The sequence below is a fragment of the Novosphingobium lindaniclasticum LE124 genome (genome assembly GCF_000445125.1).
GTDB lineage: Bacteria > Pseudomonadota > Alphaproteobacteria > Sphingomonadales > Sphingomonadaceae > Novosphingobium > Novosphingobium lindaniclasticum.
Genome location: NZ_ATHL01000153.1, coordinates 57,445 through 75,094, shown reverse-complemented (window position 1 = coordinate 75,094; position 17,650 = coordinate 57,445). Strand labels below are relative to the sequence as shown.

Genomic DNA, 17,650 nt, shown 5'->3' with positions numbered 1-17,650 from the left:
TGGCAGGTTCCGAAACTCAGCCTGGCGGGGTGTCGCCGCGCCTTGCCCGCGCATGGCGAGCGTTTTCCCCGGCCGCCTCCCGCTCGTGCTTGCAGAGCGGAATGGCTGCGGACGGCGCCGGCTTGTCGGCCTGGTCCTTCGCTGCGCCCTCGGCCGGATAGTGCAGGCCATCGGCGCAAGGCTGCCCGCCGGGGGTGAGCGCCGCTTCCACGATCTGTTTCTCGCCCATGAGGTGGAACACGCGCCGGCCTGCGCGTATGAGGTAGTCGGCCACGATCCGGCGATGGCAACGCCACCAGACCGCCTCTGCGCACATGATCGCGGTGCGGCGATCGGCGGCCATGTCGAGCAGTTCCGACAGGCCCAGCCGGAACGGTTCGGACAGCGCATAATCGGCATAATTGTGAAAGCTCTGGTTGCGCCAAAGGCCGTTCGTCTCGGGCGGAACGGGCGATTTCCTGCGCAGGCCGCCGAGCGCTTCGGTGCGGCGATAGGCGATCTGGAACGGCGCCAGCTCGCTTGACATGACATCGCCGTTATATTGCGGATTCGCGCGTGAACGTGGCACCTTGCGGATATCGACTACCTGTTCCACGCCGCCCGCGCGAAGCAGCTCCACGAAAGCGGGGATCGACCGCGTAGAATGCCCGATGGTGAACACCGGCGGGACGCTTCCCTGGGCCATGCCCGAAATCTCGTCTTCTGGAATGACGCCGTCTCCTTTCACGGAAGAACAAGGGTGGGAACATGGCGGTGTTCCCTGCGGACGCGGAATTTCCCCGGCGGAGATGATAAATGAAACCGGCAGGCCGGAGGCTGCGTTGGATCACCATAGGACAGCCTCCGCCGTGGAAGATGTATCATGCAGCAGACCGAATCCAACGAATCCTACCAGGGCCTGGGAACCCGGCATGTAGCGGGTGCACCGAAAATCCTGCCGTACATCCTCTGCGCGATCTTCGGCGTGTTTGCCGTCGCGATCGGCATCCTCTGGCTTTCGATCGGCGTCTGGGACCGGCCCGGTCCGGGGCAGGTCGATCCCGGTGCCGGGCAGCAGGAAGGTCCTGCCGAAACGGCTGAGTACGCGCGTTCGCGGCCAGACGCGACCGATCAGAAGTAAAGGTCGACGTAATCCGTCAGGTCGTCGCACCATTCGAATTCCCGTAGCCGATAATAGCTGCGGTTCTGGGTGATCGCGAAACGCCAGGTCTTGTCCACCGAGCAGCTGCGCCCGGCATCCGGCGTATCGGTGATGCTGATCCGGCCGCGAAAGACGAAATAGTCGGTGCCGATCTCCTCGATCGTGCCGTCCATCGCGAGGCGGCCCGGCCCGTTCGTCTGTTCCTGTCGTCCCCGCAGCTTCCACAGGCCGCCCTCGCGGCTGACGCGTGCGTTTCCCCGGCGCCCCCAGTCGATCCATTGCAGAGTGAGGCCCTTGTTCGCCAGAATACGGCTTGCGCTGCGCCCATCGAGGATGCGCGTCGTAGCCTGCGTCCTTTCCCGTGCCTTCCCGCCATCCGCAAGCGACGGCGATGAGGCAACGGGCGCGGCGGCGAGCGTCAACAACACCGAAGCGAGACCCAGGGCGGTGCGAGGTTCGATAAGGGCCATATTCGTCTCCAGCGCTGGAGCACTTCCTAATCAGGTGGAATCACCTGATGACTCGGAAAATGCGTCAAACCAGAAAGTAGAGTGGTCGATCCGATGCAATCGGATCGGCAACCGCTCCAATGCTCCATAGCGACTAGCCCCGATTTGGCCCCACTGCCAGCCGGACCTTCAGGCGGACTCGATCGCATTGGCCGAGGCCGGCCAATCGCCCGCGCCGAGTACCGGCAGCGCGAGGAAGGCCGAACCCGGCATGCTTAGCCGGATGCGATCGCGCTGGAAGCGCAACCGGTCCTGCGGTACGGCCCGCAATTCCTCGTCGATTCCGGCCAGCCCGCCCGAAGAGATCACGAGATAGCTGATCGCGCCATTCCTGCACTCGATGAGCGCCTCTACCGCGCGGCCGACCTGCCCCCCCTCCTCGTCATCGACCGCCATGCCGGCAATGCCGCTGGCGGTGAACAGGGTCGACACCGAGGCCCGGCTGCTGGCGGCACTGGCGGAGCGGGCGCCTTCCTCATACTTGGCCTGCCGGCCCAGCCAACGCCAGATCCCCACGACGTTCACCAGCGTCAGGAAGCCGTTGGAGATGAGCAGGTTCGTCTGCCCCGTCGTTATGCCGACCACGGACCACGCGATCGAACCGGCGGTGAAAACCACGAAGCCCCATCCCGTCACGCGGGCGCCGAGGTTGGCGGCCGTCATCATGGCGGCGATCATGGTCGCGACCGGTGCGAGAATGGAGGCGATAGCGTTCATGGGCACCCCGCCGGGATCGTGGTCGTTTCAGGAGATTTCGCAGCGGCAGACCTCGCGCCCCCGCCGCTTGAGGATGCGCGCAGCAGCGGCCTCGTCCGCGCCAGATCGTTGCGGATCGTGGTCGCGGCGACGCCGGCTTCTCCCATCGCATGGCTGATCTGGTCGAGCCCTTTGGCAACGTCGCCGGCGGCATAGAGTCCGGCAATGGATGTCCTCTGGTGGTCGTCCACCACCAGGCAGCCATCGGGCGTTCCCTCGGCGCCGAGCATGATCGCAAGCTCCGAACGGATGATCGAACCGAGCGCCGGATAGACGACGTCGAAGGCCATATCCTCGCCCGAGCAGCAGGTGACGATCCTGTCCCCGTCCATCCGCAAGGGTAAGCAGGGGCCGTCCCTCACGGCGATGCCCGCCTCGTCCAGCGCCAGGCGTTCCTCTTCGCTGAGATCGTGCGCGCCCTCCGGTGCCAGGAGAGTCACGTCATCCGTATACATTCGCAGGAACAGCGCTTCGTTGAAACCGCGCGTCTGCGTGCCCAGCACGGCTATCCGGCGGTCGGTCACTTCATAGCCGTCGCAGATCGGACAATAGCGCAGCAGTCCTCTTGCCAGCGCGGCATCGTGGATTTCGGGCGCGATCCGCGGACGGTTGTTGACCACCCCCGTCGCCAGCAGGACGGATCGCGCGCGCCATTCGCGATCCTGGCTGCGCGCCACGAAGCCCTCCTCTTCCCGCTGCAGCGTCTGGACGAGATCCTCGATCACTTCGGCGCCGAACTCCCGGGCCTGCTCGCGCATGCGGGCGAGAAGCTCGGTTCCGGCGATGCCGCCGGGATAGCCTGCATGGTTGCGGGTTCGCGGGATGAGGGCGGCCCGACTCTTGCCAGCATCGACGATCCGAATGCTCAAGTGGAACCGCGCAAGGTAGATGGCCGCGGTCAGCCCTGCCGGGCCCGCGCCGATGACGAGACAATCGAGAGGCTCTTCCATTCCGGCGTCAAAGCAGATGCCGCGCCCAGGTTCCGGCCGGACGGGGAAGGAGAGCGATTCTATGATCCATGCCACACTGCCGGTGGATCGGCCCTAAGGTTGCGGAACGACAGCGTCCATGATCGTCAACCGCTCCAGAGGCTTCGCACCTACGCGGGAATTGGTGACCAATATCGTGGCGCCCGGTTTCAGGGCGCCGCGTACCAGTTCGTAGAACCGTCTCGGCATGCGCACCCGGTTGAGGATGGCTTCGTCCACTTCCTGCCCGTCTTCCGCCCCGTGTCCAGGCAGACCCACATAGACCCAATGCGGCTTGCCGTCCCGCATCACGAGGTTGATGACATGCGAGCCGGGGTCGTCGTCTTCGATCCGGGCGACGCTCCGTCCGATCTCCACCCCGCCCCGCAGAACGACGATCCGTTGGTCGAGCTTCGAGACGATGATCGTGAGCGGACCTTGCGGAGCGGCCTGCGGCGTCCAGCGATATTCCTCCCCGGTCAGCGGCACGGCGGCGACGGGCCGTCCCCTGGCGTCCAGCGGTGCGAGCAGACTGTTGTCGCTGGTGCGGACATGGTCGGCGGCGCTGCCCTGCACGATCACGGTGATGCCAAGGTCGGTGATGGAAAACAGGGCGCGTGCGAATTCATAGGGCAGATGGACGCAGCCGTGGCTCTCGGGGTAGCCCGGAAGGCCCCCCGCATGAAGCGCCACACCGTCCCAGGTCAACCGCTGCTGAAACGGCATGGGGGCATTGTTGTAGGTGCTGGAGCGGTGATGGGCATCCTTCTGCAGGATCGTGAAGACGCCGGTGGGCGTTTCATGTCCCTGCTTGCCCGAGGAAATCGTGGAGGCGCCGATGCGGATGCCGTTGCGATAGACCAGGGCGATCTGCTTCGACAGATCGACATAGATCATCACCGGTCCGCGCGGCGCGATGGCCGGCGCCCACACCCATTGTCCCGGCTTCAACGCATCGATCTGCCGCGCCAGTTCGGGGGCCGAGCTGACCTTCGAACCCTGCGCAGGTGCCGAGTCAGCGGCCACGGCGGCCAGGGTTAGAGCCGCTGCCATGGCCATAGGCCTTGCCGATGGATGTCTCATGGGTGAATTCCTGAAGCGAAGGTCATGCGAAAAGCAGTGCGATCGTAACGGTCGCGGCGATGCTGACGATCATGCCGATCGATGCATCGAGGAACGAGCGCCATGCGGATTGTCGAAGCGCCTGCCGAAACCAGCGGATCTGGACGATGCCGTAGAAAAGAAAAGCCGCAAGAATGGCCGCGAGACCGGCCAGTTGCACCTCGCCGCGAAAATGCGCGGCGGCGCTGAGGCCGCCACCGAGCAGCAGCGCGAAAGGCGAGATCGCATAGCACTGGGCATAGAAGGCGGGCTTCAGGGTGTCGCGGTCGAGATCTTCCGCGCTCCTGTGAACTTTGCGCGCCGCCAGAACCAGGGCGAAAGTGCCGAACAGGGCCAGGCGCAGGAACAGCAGAGTCGTGTTGTCATCGACCAGACTGGCCAGGCCGTGCCGGCGCCCGATGATCGCATTGCTGCCGTCGACGGCCAGGCCCAGGCCCTGGATGAGGACGATCGTCAGGATCAGCATGACCGGCGGGCTGACGGTCGCGCGATACTGGCATTCCTGCTCCAGGCGCAATTGATCCTCGGCATAGCGCATCGTCGTCAGGGGGTGACGCAGTATCCGCCACAAGGTGAGCGGATAGAAGACCAGCCAACTCATCAGCTCGTAGAGAAATTCGTCCAGCGAATTCAGCCACTGGACGAAGTTCACGCGCCGGCCCGAGCGGCGGCGACAACCTCGTGCGCCAGCGGCAGGCCCTTCTCGAAATCCGAGAGGCTGTTCAGGGTCGTCTCCGCGATGGCGCCCAGCGCCTCCTCGGTCAGGAAGGCCTGATGCCCGGTGACGAGCACGTTCGGAAACGTGAGCAGGCGCTGGAGCAGATCGTCGTCGATGATCTCGTTCGACAGATCGTCGAAGAAGATGCCGGCTTCCTGCTCGTAGACGTCCAGAGCGACGCCGCCGACGGAACGCGTCTTGAGCGCGTCGATCAGCGCCTTCGTATCGATCAGGGCGCCGCGGCTGGTGTTGATGACGACGAGGCCCTGGCGCGCCTCGGCCAGCGTGGCGGCATTGATCATGTGCCGGGTGCCCGGCGTGAGCGGGCAGTGCAGGCTGACGACGTCGACTTCCCGCAGCAGCGTGTCCACCTCCACATAGCGGACGCCGAGCCGCTCCAGTTCCGGGTCCGGAAAGGGATCGCTGGCCAGGACGTCGCAGCCGAAGCCCGCGCGGAGGGTTCTGGCGACGAGCGCGCCGATCTGGCCGGTGCCTACCACGCCCATGACGCGGCCATGCAGGTTGCGCCCGACCAGACCGTCGAGCGAATAGTTGTTCTCGCGCACACGGGACCACGCCCTGTGGATCTTGCGGTCCAGCGCCAGGAGCAGGCCGATCGTGAACTCCGCCACGGCATGGGGAGAGTAGGCGGGCACGCGGGTGATGGCGATCCCGAACCGGGCCGCGGCATCCAGATCGACGTTGTTGTACCCGGCGCAGCGTAGGGCGACGATGCGCGTACCCAGACCTGCCAATTTCTCCATCACGTCCGCGTCGAGGCTGTCGTTGACGAAGGCGCAGACCGCCTCGCTACCTGCCGCCAGCGAGGCTGTAGCGGAATCGAGCCCGGTCTCCAGAAAACTGAGATCGTGACCATGGGCCGCATTGGCGGCTGTCAGGAACTGCCGGTCGTAAGTCCGGGTGCCGAATATGGTTACGCGCATGACGATCCCCTACCGGCAACCCTGATAGGAACCGACGTCCGTGACATTCTGGACCCGTCCGTCGGCCACGCCCATCTGCACGCATTGCCGGGTGCGATCGTTGAACCAGTAGGTATAGCTGGACAAGCCGCTCTTGAGGCCGCCCACGTTGCGGAAGCCCCGCCGCTGCATCTCGCCATCGGCTCCGGCGGCGCGGGCGTCGACAAGGTCGCCCAGATCCACGGATGGGCGATAACCCGCCCCATCGGCGCGATGCCCGTCGCGGTGGGCGGTTTCATGGCCCTTCTGACTGACGCCTGCCTCGTAGCCGCGCGAATAGGGCTCGGATCGGTCGTAATTGTGATAGGTTTGCGAATAGAGACCGTCCCGGAAGCCGCGATCGTAGGCCGCCTCCGACGCCTCGTCAGCGTAGTGCTGGCCGCCCTCGTGATTGTGCGCCTTGTGCGCCAGGGCGATGGCGCCGATGATGGCGGCGATGCCCACCCCGGCCGCTACCGCCGACCCGCTCGGGCCCTTGCTTCCTGCCTGTTGGTTGCAGTCGGGCGGAGTCGTCGGCGCGATCGAGTCGAAGCGGCCATCCACCACGGCGATGCTGACACAGCTTTTGCGCGCAGGTTGCCACCAGTAGCTCCAGAGGCGATCATCCCCCTTTTCGGTCTTGATATGCACCCAGCCGCGCGATTGCAGCGCGGTCTCTCCGCCTGCCGCGCGTGTGCCCACCAGATCGTCGAGGCCGCTCGCTTTCTGCGCCTGAACCGATGGCGAGGCGAGCAGCGCCGCCCCTGCCAAGAGCGTGAACGTCGGACGCATGCCATTCTCCCCTGAAGCCGCTCGCCGAGCCGCCGCAGTCTGCCATGATTTATGTTATTTTCCAACCTTCTGTTCGCGGGGTGCGGCTGTATTTTCCGCAAGGGGAGCGGCGCGGTGCCGCAAACCGAACGACAGGCCCGTTGTGCCCCGCGCCAGCGGCTATTCCGGGTCGGTCGGAGCTTGGCCTGAACGCCGATGCTCACCCCTCCCGCGCTGGGAAAGCGCCTGCCCATGGCAATGCTGCGGTGCGCAGCCGCCACCGCCGCCCGCCCGGAGGACAGTGAATCGTCAGCCAGCGCCTTCAGCGAGCCCTAGAAAACAAAAACGTGTGATCGACAGGGGCACTCGCCCTTCCCCGATCATTTCCTGCTTGGGCCGGATACCATAAGCGGGTCGCGCAAAGCGGCGCTGATCTGTTCCCGCAAGGCGATCGCCGAAGCGCGGTTGGTGGCGGGAAAGGCCTGACGCAGTCGGGCAAGGTCGCCGCTCAGACCTTGGCAGCGATGATGACCACGGCAAGTTCATCGGCACCGGCGGCGATCTCGAACAGGCGGTCGATATTCGGATGGGCGCCGGGACGGTTCCGCGCATCTTCCACATGCTCGGCGAACAAGGCCAGACCTGCCCTGGCCGCATCGCCGTTCAGTGCGCCGAACTGCTCCTTCAGATAGTGATAGACCGCCAGCGAGCCTTGCTTGCCCGGCTGGTTTTCGATCGCGGCGACGATCGCCCCCTCGCGATCGACAAGCTCGATCCGGTCAACGCCTTCGTTGGAAGGCAATTGCGCGAGGTTGTCCTTGAACGTCGCGCTGGGCAGGATCGGGGCCGGCATTTCAATATCTCCAGAAAGGGCCGGGCGCTGTCGCACGATCCTGGCGCCGCATCAATCCGGACGAAGCCGAAACACGAGCGGAGCCAGACGATGTGCTACCGCCGCTTCAGCAGCCTTCGCGCCTCGCCGAGAAGAGTCACGAGCGTCGCGCGGCCGCGCGGGGTCAAGGCGATCACTACCCAGAAGACCAGGTATCCGGCTGTCAGGAGCAGGAAGACGTTGACCCATCCCACGCTCAGGAACCGGGCCGAGATCCACACCGCGCCGGCCGTCACGGCGACGGACAGCCCGTACGGCGCCAAAGCCCGCAGCAAGGCACCGAGCGTGATCGGTCCCTTGCGGGTCGCCGCATACCACAGCAGCGGTCCCTGGACGCAGCCGGTGGCAATATAGGCATTGGCAACGCCCTGTATGCCCCAGGGCAGGCCAACGACAAACGAGGTGACGAAGGCGATCGAGCTGAAAAGGCCGTAGTTTCTCATCTCGCGGGTGCGGTTCTGGGTGGTGAACAGCCAGCCGGTGCTGTTGCTGATCGGAGCGAACAGCGCCCCCAACGCCAGCACCTGGAAAATCGGCGCCACTTCATACCACTTGGAACCAAGCACGGTGTAGATCACCAGCTTGCTGGCAATGCCGGTCACGACGATGCTGGGATATGTCAGCAGCAGGATGGTTTCCAGAAGCATCAGGTAGGACCTGGAGTACTTCTCGCGATCGTCGTTCAGCCGGGAGAGAAGAGGCGTGGCCACTTTGGCGATCGGGCCGGTGATCTGGCTGAGCGGCAGCAGCAGCAGCTTGTAGGCGCGATCGTAGATGCCCAGCTGAACCTCTCCAAGGTGCCGCCCGATCAGGATATTGTCGAGGTTTCGCGCGAAGTAGTTGAAAATGTTGAACGAGGTCACGTTGCCGCCGAAGCCCAGGATTTCCCGCGCTTCGGGCGCTTTGCCGGGCCTGGACGGTATCCACCGCGCCAGCGACCAGGCGAGCACGAGCGCGGTGGTGCTGAGCGTGGCCTGGCTGATGACGAGCGACCAATAGGAAAAGCCCATCAATGCAGCCGAGATGCCAGCGATCGAACTGAGCACGTAGGACCCCAGATCGACTGCGACCAGGGAGCCGAACGCCAGCCGGCGGTTGAGAATGGCGACATGCTGATTGTAGAAGCCGGTCATCATCAGGATCGCACCCAGCGCGATCAGTACCGGCGCGACCCGGGCGTCGTGGTAGAACAGCGACGCCAGCGGCGCGCCAAGCATAACGATGATGCCGGAAGTGACACTGACCAGCGCGCTCGTCCAGAAGATGAGGCTCAACTGGGCCTGCGAGATCTGCGGACGCTGAACGGTCGCCTGGCTCAGACCCAGATCCGCGAACAGCGCCACGAAGGCCAGCAAGGGGGCGGCCATGGCGAGAATGCCGAACTCGGTCGGTCCCAGCAGGCGCGCCATCACGATCGAAACGACGAATTGCAGGCCAAAGCGAACGGCCTGGGCGCTCATGTTGATCGCGATCCCCTGCGCCGACTTGCGACGCATCGAGGAATGGTCGCCCGGCGTCAGACCGGAATCCAGAGCGGAAGGATTAGTGGACAACGCGCTTCGCAATCTTGGTTTTCAGCCAGCGCTGACCGGCTGAACTTGTCAGGGATCGCGCCAGCACCTTGAGCTTTGACGGAAGGCCCGTGGCATCCCCGTACAGCACGTTCAACTCGTGCATTCTGAGAGCGTCGGCCCGGCGTGTCAGCGCTTTCGCGACCATCGGATCCTCGGAGTAAGGCGCCTGGCGGGCAAGCTTCTCGGTTTCCGCGATCATCCGGCTGTAATCGACGCGGGTTCGGCTCAGCCCGGATTCCCTTGTGGTGTAGATATAGCTCAAGATCTCTCTCGCCAGGATATACCTGGCCCCTGCGCCAAGGGCATCGACGATGAAATGGAAGTCTTCGCCGTGCCGGATGTCTGTTCGATAACGGAGCGCCCTTTCTCTCAGGAAACCGATGCGGAACAGCGGCTTCAGCAAACCGTAGTCGGGTTCCCGGTTCTGCGGCCGTGCCGCCTCGACGAAGTCCTTGAGGCCAAGCGCGGTTATCGGGGCATCCTCCCGGAAAACGGCGCCGGAAATCTCCTGCCTTCGGTGCGAGAAGAACCGGATCGATCCCGCGACGATGTCCGCCTCGCGTTCCTCGGCGATCTGCACGAGGGGGCCGAGCGCGCCGGGCTGAAGCGCGTCATCGGCGTCCAGCACGGCGCCCCATTCGCCGGCGGCATGATCGAACGCGAGATTCCTGGCTCCCGAGGGGCCCAGGTTTTTCCTGCTGTCGATCACCCGCAGCCGGGGCTCCTCCCGGGCGATGGCTTGCAAGACCGCAAGAGTGCCGTCCGACGAGCAATCGTTCACCGCAACGATCTCGATCGACAGGCCCTGCTGGTCCAAAGCCGAACGGATCGAGCGTTCGACGAAGTCCGCGCAATTGTAGGCGGCCAGGATCACCGAAAGTTTCGGTCGCGGAGCCGCAGTCATCCTTTCGGACCCCGGCACGCGAACGAAACAGGATCTGGAGCGAAATGCCATTCGTAAGCCGACAAAGTCACCAGCCTCCTTCTGCCTGGCACGAGCGCCCGTCCTTGAAGGCGCGCCGTGCGAATTAACACCCGTGGTCATGATGGCTCAGCCCGGCAGGAACCTCAGCTTTTCTGGACCTCGGGCTGGGGAAAGATGGGCGCCCATGACACCAGCGCCGTCAGCTTTGCGGCACCGGCGCGAAGCAGGCGGTTCACCGGAGCCGTCATCGCCTGCCAGCCGCGTGACGCCGTTCTCACCAGGCGGATCCGAGACGTGGCGGCGCCAGGCTGCATGATGATGTCGTAGAGCATGGCCAGACCGACCACGGTGAGGAAGAACAGGCCGCTCAGCAAGAGGCGGTGGGGGATCGCCGCGCCGTAATCCTGCGTTACCAGAATGAGGAAAGCATTGCCTGCGGCGAAGGTGAACAGGCTACGCCGGCCGAGAAACGTCGCATATCGAAGGCCGGGTCGATCCGCTCGCACGAAGCGGCAAAGCGCCACGATGACCGTCGTGCCTAGGGCTCCGCAGAAAAAGTAGAAGGGATGGTTGGCATTTCTGAGGACCATGCCGGCCGCCGTCTCGGTGGTCACCTCCTCGGGTCCCATGAAAAAGGTGGCGAAAGCTCCGAAGCTCAGCGAAGCGCCGAGCAGGAGAAACCGCCGCGTCACCCCTTTTCGCACCGACACATCCGGCGACCTGTCCTCGCCCAGCAACCAGCCGATGAACATGCCGACAGCGACGAAGAACAGGCTGTGCAATACGGACGGTCCCGCCACCGCGTCTCCCAGGCCCAGGAGCAGGTCGGCAAGGCGCGCCGGTGCATAATGGGCAAAATTGGGGGGCGGCGCGGGCAGAAGCACCAGAACGGGATGCAGCAGCAGGAAAGCGGTGGAGGCTGTCAGCAACGGCAAAAGTCCCCAGCGGTTCCGCGCGAAAAGCAGGAGCGGGGCAAGGAAGAACAGAATGGTGTAATACCGCAGGATGTCGCTCAGCGGGATTTTGCCCGCGAGCAAGGCGCCGAAGATCGCGCTCGTCACGCTGGTCCTGCCCGTCCAAAGCAATGGTATAAGGGTGAGGGCGTAAAGCAGCCAGCACAGCAGCGCCCGTTCGAACAACCTGGCGGTCACCGATTGCAGACCGTCGCGGCGTTCCCTGTTCCTGTAGACGACTTCCAGGAGTGCGCCGAACAGGATGATGAACATGGGGGTCGCGAGTCTCACCACGAATGCAATTTGCGGCTTGGGTTCGAAAAAATCCTTCCAGACATTCGTGGCGATGAAGGAATGATTGAGCATCGCCAGAGCGATCGCGATGGTCCGAGCTATATCAAGTCCCAGGATCTTTCGACCTGGCGGCATCGCAGCATACTCCCTGTCCGGTCGTCCGGGCGGCACATTATCCCGCATGGACCGACAGGGGGCTTTCTAAAAAGAGTGACGCCGCGCTTCTTTTTTGCCTTCTTCCAGAAGCGATGAGCCTCTACGGACCATCGCTCGGCCAGTCCGGATCGGGAGCGGCAAGAGGCTGCTCGACGGACCGGAGCGGTTTCAGAGGACCGGCCTAAAACCCAGCATCACGAGCCGCTTCAGGAGAAGGAACCGGCATTCTCCGGCTCGCAGATCACGGAGATCGGCAGGCCCGGCAAATTCGCCAGGTGCCTGGCAAGTGTCGGGCAGGCCAGGATCTGGTAGGAAAAGGCCTTGTGCCGCGTGGGGACGACGATCTGTACGCGGGCATGCTTGTCGAAACAGTCTCGGATTTCGGCCTTCATCAATGAAAATTCCGCTATGAGGAGATCGCATGTGCGGGCGGCACGGCGACAGGAAGAAGGATACGCATGAGAAGCTCGGATGATCCCGCAAGGCTACTGAAAGGTAGCTTTTCCCACCGCCACTCGGCCTCCCTCCGATTCATGCCGCAACCTTGCGTCCGTCTGAGCGTTTCTGGCGCCTTGAGCTTCCGGACAAATGGAATAGAGCGGAACATCAGGCGCGCGTTCTTCCGGCATGGCGCGGGTGGACGCTGGCAGGGGCGATGGCGCAGATGAAACGATCAAAAAACACGAAGACGATCGCCGCATGAACGGCGCCGATGCTGCCGCCCCTCAGGTGGAAGGCCTCTCCGATACCGACCGTGTCCGTCTCGCGCTGGCGGCAGGCGCGATCGTCGGGACCTGGTTCTGGGACGTCACGACCGACAAGTTCACCTTCGACCGGCAGTTCGCCGATGCTTTCGGCATCGATCCGGCGCTGGGCGGTTCCGGCCTCGGCCTCGAGCAGATCGTGGCGACCGTCCACCCGGACGACCGCGAAGGCCTCTCGGCCGCGATCGAAGATGCCCTTGCGCGTGGCGGCGCCTATGCCCACCATTACCGCGTAAAAAGGCGCGATGGCACCTGGCATTGGATCGAGGCCAACGGCCGCGTCGACAAGGACCCCCAGAGCGGCACCGTGACCTTTCCCGGCGTTCTCATCGACATCGACGAACGCCACAGCCTCATGGAAGAGCGGGACCGCGCGATGCGCCTGCTCGAAGCGTTCATCGAAGCCGTGCCCGGCGTGGTCTACGCCAAGGACCGTGAAGGGCGGATGCTGGTCGCCAATCGCGGCGCCTCGGAACTGGTGGGCAAGCCGATGGCCGAGATCATCGGCAAGACCGACCTGGAAACGCTGGGCAATTCGGCGGAAGCGGCCGGGATCATGGAACGCGATGCCGCGATCATGGCGGGCGGAGAGGTCGTGCAGATCGAGGAGCAGGTCTCCTATCCCGATGGCCGCGAGGCGATCTGGCTTTCGACCAAGGCTCCGTTCCGCGATGAAGAGGGCCAGGTGGTCGGGCTGATCGGTTCTTCGGTGGACATAACCGAGCGGCGATCGACGGAAGCCGAACTGCGCGAAACCGAGGAACGCTACCGTCTCGCATCGCGTGCGACCAACGACGCCGTCTGGGACTGGCGCATCGCCGACGGCCATGTGGTCTGGAACGAGGCGCTCGAACGGCGGTACGGTCACGCGCTTGCCGAAAGCGGAGCGCAGTGGTGGCTCGATCACATCCATCCGGACGATCGCGACCGTGTGGACCAGGACATCCATGCCGTCATCTACGGCGGCGGTACGGCTTGGACGGCCGAGTACCGCTTCCGCCGGGCCGACGGCGCTTACGCCGACGTGTTGGACCGGGGTTTCCTGCTTCGCGCCGAAGACGGCACGGCGCTGCGCATGATCGGTGCCATGCAGGATCTTACCGAGCGGCGCGTGCGGGAAGCGGCCGTCCGGCAAAGCGAGGAGCGGGCGCGACTGGCCACCGAGGCCGCGGCAATCGGCACCTGGGATCTCGACTTGCGCACGGGCGAACTGCGCTGGGACGCGCGGACCAAGGCGCTGTTCGGACTTTCGGCGAAAGCCTCCGTGACCTACGAAGACACTTTCCTGCGCGGGCTCCATCCTGACGACCGCGCCGCGACCGAAGCGGCTGTGGCGGCCGCGATAGCGCCGGGGGGAGCGGGCCATTACCATATCGAGTACCGCACCCTCGGCATCGAAGACGGGGTGGTCCGCTGGGTTGCCGCCAGGGGGCGCACGATCTTCACGGATGCAGGCGCGCCGCTTCATTTCATCGGCACCCTCGTCGACATCACCGAACTCAAGCGCACCGAAGCCACCCTGCGCGAACTCAACGAGACGCTGGAGGCCCGCGTCGCGGCCGAGGTCGCCGAGCGATCGGCCGCCCAGGAAGCCTTGCGACAGGCCCAGAAGATGGAGGCGGTGGGGCAGCTGACCGGGGGCATCGCTCACGATTTCAACAACATGCTGGCGGTGGTGATCGGTTCGCTCGATCTGCTGAGCCGCCGGGTGGATGCCAGCGATCCCAAGATCCGGCGCTACATCGACGCGGCCGCCGAGGGCGCGCAGCGAGCCGCGACTCTGACGCAGCGGCTTCTGGCCTTCTCCCGCCAGCAACCGCTGAACCCGGAAGTGGTCGATGCGAACCAGCTCGTTCCCGACATGTCGGAGCTTCTCCGCCACTCGCTCGGCGCCGACGTACGCCTGGAAACCAGATTGGCTGCTGGGCTGTGGCGTACCCATGCCGACCGCAACCAGTTGGAAAACGCCATCCTCAATCTCGCGGTGAATGCGCGCGATGCCATGCCGGAGGGCGGCAGGCTCACGATCGAAACCCGGAATGCCTCCATGCAGGAGCAGGACAGCGCTGCCATACCGGGGGGAGACTACGTCCTGATCGCGGTGTCGGACACCGGAGCGGGCATGTCGCCGGAAGTGAAGGCCAAGGCGTTCGACCCGTTCTTCACAACGAAGCAGGTCGGCAAGGGCACCGGGCTCGGCCTCAGCCAGGTCTACGGCTTCGTCCGGCAATCCGGCGGCCAAGTGAGGATCAGCTCGGCACCGGGTGAAGGCACGATCATCAAGCTCTATCTGCCGCGATTCACCGGGGATGCCTGCGATGCCGCTGCCGAGCCTCAGCAAGACCTGCGGCCGGGCGGGGATCAGGAGGTGGTCCTGGTGGTCGACGATGAAGCCGCCGTCCGTCAGTTCAGCGTCGATGCGCTGACCGACCTGGGCTACCGCGTGCTGGAAGCCGACGGCGGCCTCGCGGCTTTGCGGCTGCTCGACGGCCACCCCGAGATCACGCTGCTCTTCACCGATATCGTCATGCCCGACATCAACGGCCGCAAGCTTGCGGAAGAAGCACTGCGGCGGCGGCCGGATCTGAAGGTCCTCTATACGAGCGGCTATACCCGCAACGCGGTCGTCCACGACGGGGTCGTGGATTCGGGCGTCGAACTGATCGGCAAACCTTTCACCGTCGGCCAGCTTGCGGCAAAGCTGCGCGCGATCCTGGACTTCTGAGAAGGCGTGCAGGTAATCCTGTCAGTCAAGTCACCCGGAATCCGGTGCGACGGGGAGCGCTGCACCCCTTCCGCTATTCCACCGACGGTGTACCCTGCCCATGCAGCTGTCCCAAATCGCAAAGGAACCATCAACTTGCTCGACGGTCCTCGCCTCTCGCCGTTGTCCGGCGGCAAGCCTGATGCGCTCGTCGTCCTGATCCATGGCTACGGGTCGAACGGCGACGACCTCATTTCGCTCGCTGCCTTGATGCAGCCCGCGCTTCCGGAGACAGCCTTCGTCGCCCCCAACGCTCCTGGACGGATCCCGTCCCTGGCTGCCGCTCACCAGTGGTGGGCCATCGAGACGTTCTCGATGGCCGAACGCGCTGCCGGCGCCGACGCGGCCGCGTCAGGGCTCGATGCGTTCGTCAGCGCGGAGTTGGAAGCCTTGGGCCTGACCGGCGACCGCTTGATCCTCCTTGGTTTCAGCCAGGGGACGATGATGGCGCTACATGTCGGGCTGCGGCGGGCGGACGCCGTCGCAGGCATCATCGGTATCTCCGGCATGCTGGTCGCCCCGGAACGGCTGAAATCGGAAATCGCAAGCCGCCCGCCGGTGCTGCTGATCCATGGCACCGAGGACGAGGTCGTGCCCTTCCGGTCGCTAGAGCTGGCCGCAGCCGCGCTCGCGGAGGCCGGCGTCACGGTGGAAACCCATGTCTCGCCAGGCACCAACCACAGTGTAGCGCCGGATGGCTTGAAAGCGGCGATCAGCTTCGTCCGGCGCGTTCTCTCCTGAATCGACGCCGTGTAGCGCAGCTCTTTCAAGCCACTTGCCCGCTTACCTTGCCGGCGAGGCCGTGAAAGTGCTTCATCGGAGCTGTCCCTGAAAGGCGATGTCAGCCTTGGCGCTTTGCGCGCCGTTCCCGTCGACGCGTGCGGATAAGCGTTGGAAGCATGCGGTGCGAACTCCTCTCGACCCGAAGCGCCAGTGCCGCCTTCTTTCCCTGCACGATCAAGACCAGACCCAGGATCGTGACCCCAATGCCGGTCAGCGTCATGATCTCCTGCAATCCAGCGGCGCCGTTGGGCGTGAGTAGAGCAGCGGTAGGGCCGCAGACGAACAGACTCGCCCCCCCTCCTCTCCAGAGAAGATCGCGGCGCGTCATGTGCACGCCTGCCTTTGAGAAGGGCTGATACGCAGGGCAATATTCCCGGCACGCCTCACCGCACCGCGCAGCCTTGGCGATAAGCGTGTCGGCGCCTCGAACAGGAGGATATCTGCGGGAAACTCCGCCTCTGCCTCCAGTTGCGGCCCAGGCTCTCCGACATCGAAACGAAGGCCGATCGCCAGATCGTCCAGAGATCGTGCCCTTTGACGCGCATCCTCGATATGGCATGTGCTACTGTCCAGCCCGACCGCTTCGATCGCCAGGAAGCCCAGGGATCGAGCATGGCTGGCAGCCCGAATCAGCAAGCCGCCGTCGCCGCAATTCACATCGACGATGCGGACCGATCTCCGGCCTTTCGAGCGCAAAGCCTGCAGCCTCGCCTTCAGCCGAGGCCAACGGGGATCTTCGCATGCAGAAAGCACGACCGAAACGAGCGGCGCAGGCGCTCTTCCCGGCAGGGACATGGCAAAGAGCATCGGCTTCTCCTCTCCTCCCGTCACGTCGTCTGCTCGGAACTTGCGCGAGCAACGGGCGCAAGGTCGAAGGGGATGATGGGCTCAATCCATTCCCTGGTGACGACGAGGGTGGCGCCCGGAAATGCGTGAACCTCGCTTCGAGCGAAGCGATAGGCGGATTGTCCCGAGATGAACCGGCCTTCCAGGCGGCCGTGATTCTCCTGAACTAGCCAATGTCCGGCCCGATCCTGGCCGACATAGAGCACGGAATTGTCTTGGTCGGGCTCCGGGATGTTGGAAGATTCGGCCATGAAAAAGCTCCTTGCCACTGCGTTTTCATCGACTTTCCGAGAAAGGTCGATGCCGCAGAGATCGACCGGATGGGCGTGATGAATCCAGATCGTCATCTGCTCTGGATCATTGAAATTGCATAAGGCGGTCCCACCCCGCGTCGACGCCCACCCGGTTTGCGCTTACGACGCTAGGGCGTGAAAGGGCATCGCCGGCGAAGTGCTGCTCGTTCGCGAAGGAATGCCCGTCCGACAGCCGCATCCGGGTTCTCCGGCTGGACACGCGTCCGCCCGTCATCGAAGCGAAAGGCTATCTTGTGGTGCGATCCGAACGCCGGCGGATGCCGCTTATCCGCGAATCCATCGAGCCGGCCCGCAAATCGGCAGGGCATTGAAGTGGGCGGGTCGTTCGCACCACACGCGTCTTGCCGCCGCCAGAGAGGCGCAGATCACGAGATCCCGGGCAGGCCCCCGGCACATGCGTACTTTCGCGAAGCCGCCGGGCGAGATCGGCGCATCCGG

19 protein-coding genes are annotated in these 17,650 nt (G+C 64.5%); 3 read left to right on the top strand and 16 right to left on the bottom strand.

The genetic code is table 11. The annotated features are described in order from the left end of the window. Positions 1-16: 16 nt before the first annotated feature. A complete protein-coding gene (locus L284_RS45915) occupies positions 17-685 on the bottom strand; it encodes a DUF488 domain-containing protein (protein WP_021236189.1) in 669 nt (222 codons plus the stop codon). A gap of 177 nt (positions 686-862) precedes the next feature. Between L284_RS45915 and L284_RS45910 the strand changes: the two genes are divergently transcribed. Continuing rightward, complete coding sequence (locus L284_RS45910; protein WP_021236188.1) at positions 863-1,120, top strand: hypothetical protein; 258 nt, start codon at positions 863-865, stop codon at positions 1,118-1,120. Here L284_RS45910 and L284_RS45905 read toward each other — a convergent pair. From L284_RS45905 to L284_RS45860, 12 genes are all read right to left on the bottom strand, one after another. Continuing rightward, a complete protein-coding gene (locus L284_RS45905) occupies positions 1,111-1,611 on the bottom strand; it encodes a hypothetical protein (RefSeq protein WP_021236187.1) in 501 nt (166 codons plus the stop codon). The two genes, L284_RS45910 and L284_RS45905, sit on opposite strands and share 10 nt — an antisense overlap. A 168-nt stretch (positions 1,612-1,779) precedes the next feature. Further along, positions 1,780-2,367, bottom strand: a complete 588-nt coding sequence (locus L284_RS45900) for a PRC-barrel domain-containing protein (protein WP_021236186.1) — start codon at positions 2,365-2,367, stop codon at positions 1,780-1,782. Further along, entirely contained in the window at positions 2,364-3,356 is a 993-nt protein-coding gene (locus L284_RS45895; protein ID WP_021236185.1) for an NAD(P)/FAD-dependent oxidoreductase, read from the bottom strand. Before L284_RS45895 ends, L284_RS45900 begins: the two co-directional genes overlap by 4 nt. Before the next feature lie 93 nt (positions 3,357-3,449). Next, positions 3,450-4,427, bottom strand: a complete 978-nt coding sequence (locus tag L284_RS45890; protein WP_040714414.1) for a L,D-transpeptidase — start codon at positions 4,425-4,427, stop codon at positions 3,450-3,452. A gap of 52 nt (positions 4,428-4,479) precedes the next feature. Next, positions 4,480-5,148 (bottom strand): hypothetical protein, encoded by a 669-nt coding sequence (locus tag L284_RS45885; protein WP_021236183.1) that lies wholly within the window; start codon positions 5,146-5,148, stop codon positions 4,480-4,482. Next, positions 5,145-6,158 (bottom strand): 2-hydroxyacid dehydrogenase, encoded by a 1,014-nt coding sequence (locus L284_RS45880; RefSeq protein ID WP_021236182.1) that lies wholly within the window; start codon positions 6,156-6,158, stop codon positions 5,145-5,147. The genes L284_RS45885 and L284_RS45880 overlap by 4 nt, the downstream gene beginning before the upstream one ends. A 9-nt stretch (positions 6,159-6,167) precedes the next feature. Continuing rightward, positions 6,168-6,968 (bottom strand): hypothetical protein, encoded by an 801-nt coding sequence (locus L284_RS45875; RefSeq protein ID WP_021236181.1) that lies wholly within the window; start codon positions 6,966-6,968, stop codon positions 6,168-6,170. A 487-nt stretch (positions 6,969-7,455) separates the two neighbouring features. Continuing rightward, positions 7,456-7,800 carry a DUF2322 family protein gene (locus L284_RS45870; protein ID WP_021236180.1) on the bottom strand — a complete coding sequence of 115 codons (345 nt, stop codon included), beginning with the start codon at positions 7,798-7,800 and terminating at the stop codon, positions 7,456-7,458. 95 nt (positions 7,801-7,895) lie between these two features. Further along, positions 7,896-9,392, bottom strand: coding sequence for a lipopolysaccharide biosynthesis protein (locus tag L284_RS45865; protein WP_152524788.1), 1,497 nt, complete (start codon positions 9,390-9,392; stop codon positions 7,896-7,898). Continuing rightward, on the bottom strand, positions 9,382-10,317 hold the full coding sequence (locus tag L284_RS0125085) for a glycosyltransferase family 2 protein (RefSeq protein ID WP_021236178.1): 936 nt from the start codon (positions 10,315-10,317) through the stop codon (positions 9,382-9,384). The genes L284_RS45865 and L284_RS0125085 overlap by 11 nt, the downstream gene beginning before the upstream one ends. Before the next feature lie 164 nt (positions 10,318-10,481). Next, positions 10,482-11,720 (bottom strand): OpgC domain-containing protein, encoded by a 1,239-nt coding sequence (gene opgC, locus L284_RS47085; protein WP_021236177.1) that lies wholly within the window; start codon positions 11,718-11,720, stop codon positions 10,482-10,484. 227 nt (positions 11,721-11,947) lie between these two features. Then, entirely contained in the window at positions 11,948-12,133 is a 186-nt protein-coding gene (locus L284_RS45860) for a hypothetical protein (RefSeq protein ID WP_021236176.1), read from the bottom strand. Between the two features lie 307 nt (positions 12,134-12,440). Here L284_RS45860 and L284_RS47790 point away from each other — a divergent pair, with 307 nt between their 5' ends. Both L284_RS47790 and L284_RS45855 read left to right on the top strand, forming a co-directional pair. Next, a complete protein-coding gene (locus tag L284_RS47790) occupies positions 12,441-15,230 on the top strand; it encodes a PAS domain-containing hybrid sensor histidine kinase/response regulator (protein ID WP_081674261.1) in 2,790 nt (929 codons plus the stop codon). Between the two features lie 135 nt (positions 15,231-15,365). Next, positions 15,366-16,010 (top strand): alpha/beta hydrolase, encoded by a 645-nt coding sequence (locus L284_RS45855; RefSeq protein ID WP_021236174.1) that lies wholly within the window; start codon positions 15,366-15,368, stop codon positions 16,008-16,010. Between the two features lie 100 nt (positions 16,011-16,110). Here L284_RS45855 and L284_RS45850 read toward each other — a convergent pair whose 3' ends face one another. From L284_RS45850 to L284_RS47075, 3 genes are read right to left on the bottom strand one after another with little or no spacing between them, the layout of a single operon-like run. Beyond that, positions 16,111-16,380 carry a hypothetical protein gene (locus L284_RS45850; RefSeq protein ID WP_021236173.1) on the bottom strand — a complete coding sequence of 90 codons (270 nt, stop codon included), beginning with the start codon at positions 16,378-16,380 and terminating at the stop codon, positions 16,111-16,113. Beyond that, a complete protein-coding gene (locus tag L284_RS47080) occupies positions 16,377-16,859 on the bottom strand; it encodes a class I SAM-dependent methyltransferase (protein ID WP_160172164.1) in 483 nt (160 codons plus the stop codon). Before L284_RS47080 ends, L284_RS45850 begins: the two co-directional genes overlap by 4 nt. A 20-nt stretch (positions 16,860-16,879) precedes the next feature. Then, positions 16,880-17,149 (bottom strand): hypothetical protein, encoded by a 270-nt coding sequence (locus L284_RS47075; RefSeq protein ID WP_152524786.1) that lies wholly within the window; start codon positions 17,147-17,149, stop codon positions 16,880-16,882. Between the last annotated feature and the right edge of the window lie 501 nt (positions 17,150-17,650).

Coding starts and splice junctions, on each gene's coding strand:
- L284_RS45915 (WP_021236189.1), bottom strand. CDS start 685: ATGGCCCAGGGAAGCGTCCCGCCGGTGTTCACCATCGGGCATTCTACG.
- L284_RS45910 (WP_021236188.1), top strand. CDS start 863: ATGCAGCAGACCGAATCCAACGAATCCTACCAGGGCCTGGGAACCCGG.
- L284_RS45905 (WP_021236187.1), bottom strand. CDS start 1,611: ATGGCCCTTATCGAACCTCGCACCGCCCTGGGTCTCGCTTCGGTGTTG.
- L284_RS45900 (WP_021236186.1), bottom strand. CDS start 2,367: ATGAACGCTATCGCCTCCATTCTCGCACCGGTCGCGACCATGATCGCC.
- L284_RS45895 (WP_021236185.1), bottom strand. CDS start 3,356: ATGGAAGAGCCTCTCGATTGTCTCGTCATCGGCGCGGGCCCGGCAGGG.
- L284_RS45890 (WP_040714414.1), bottom strand. CDS start 4,427: ATGGCAGCGGCTCTAACCCTGGCCGCCGTGGCCGCTGACTCGGCACCT.
- L284_RS45880 (WP_021236182.1), bottom strand. CDS start 6,158: ATGCGCGTAACCATATTCGGCACCCGGACTTACGACCGGCAGTTCCTG.
- L284_RS45875 (WP_021236181.1), bottom strand. CDS start 6,968: ATGCGTCCGACGTTCACGCTCTTGGCAGGGGCGGCGCTGCTCGCCTCG.
- L284_RS45870 (WP_021236180.1), bottom strand. CDS start 7,800: ATGCCGGCCCCGATCCTGCCCAGCGCGACGTTCAAGGACAACCTCGCG.
- L284_RS0125085 (WP_021236178.1), bottom strand. CDS start 10,317: ATGACTGCGGCTCCGCGACCGAAACTTTCGGTGATCCTGGCCGCCTAC.
- opgC (WP_021236177.1), bottom strand. CDS start 11,720: ATGCCGCCAGGTCGAAAGATCCTGGGACTTGATATAGCTCGGACCATC.
- L284_RS45860 (WP_021236176.1), bottom strand. CDS start 12,133: ATGAAGGCCGAAATCCGAGACTGTTTCGACAAGCATGCCCGCGTACAG.
- L284_RS47790 (WP_081674261.1), top strand. CDS start 12,441: ATGAACGGCGCCGATGCTGCCGCCCCTCAGGTGGAAGGCCTCTCCGAT.
- L284_RS45850 (WP_021236173.1), bottom strand. CDS start 16,380: ATGACGCGCCGCGATCTTCTCTGGAGAGGAGGGGGGGCGAGTCTGTTC.
- L284_RS47080 (WP_160172164.1), bottom strand. CDS start 16,859: ATGCTCTTTGCCATGTCCCTGCCGGGAAGAGCGCCTGCGCCGCTCGTT.
- L284_RS47075 (WP_152524786.1), bottom strand. CDS start 17,149: ATGGCCGAATCTTCCAACATCCCGGAGCCCGACCAAGACAATTCCGTG.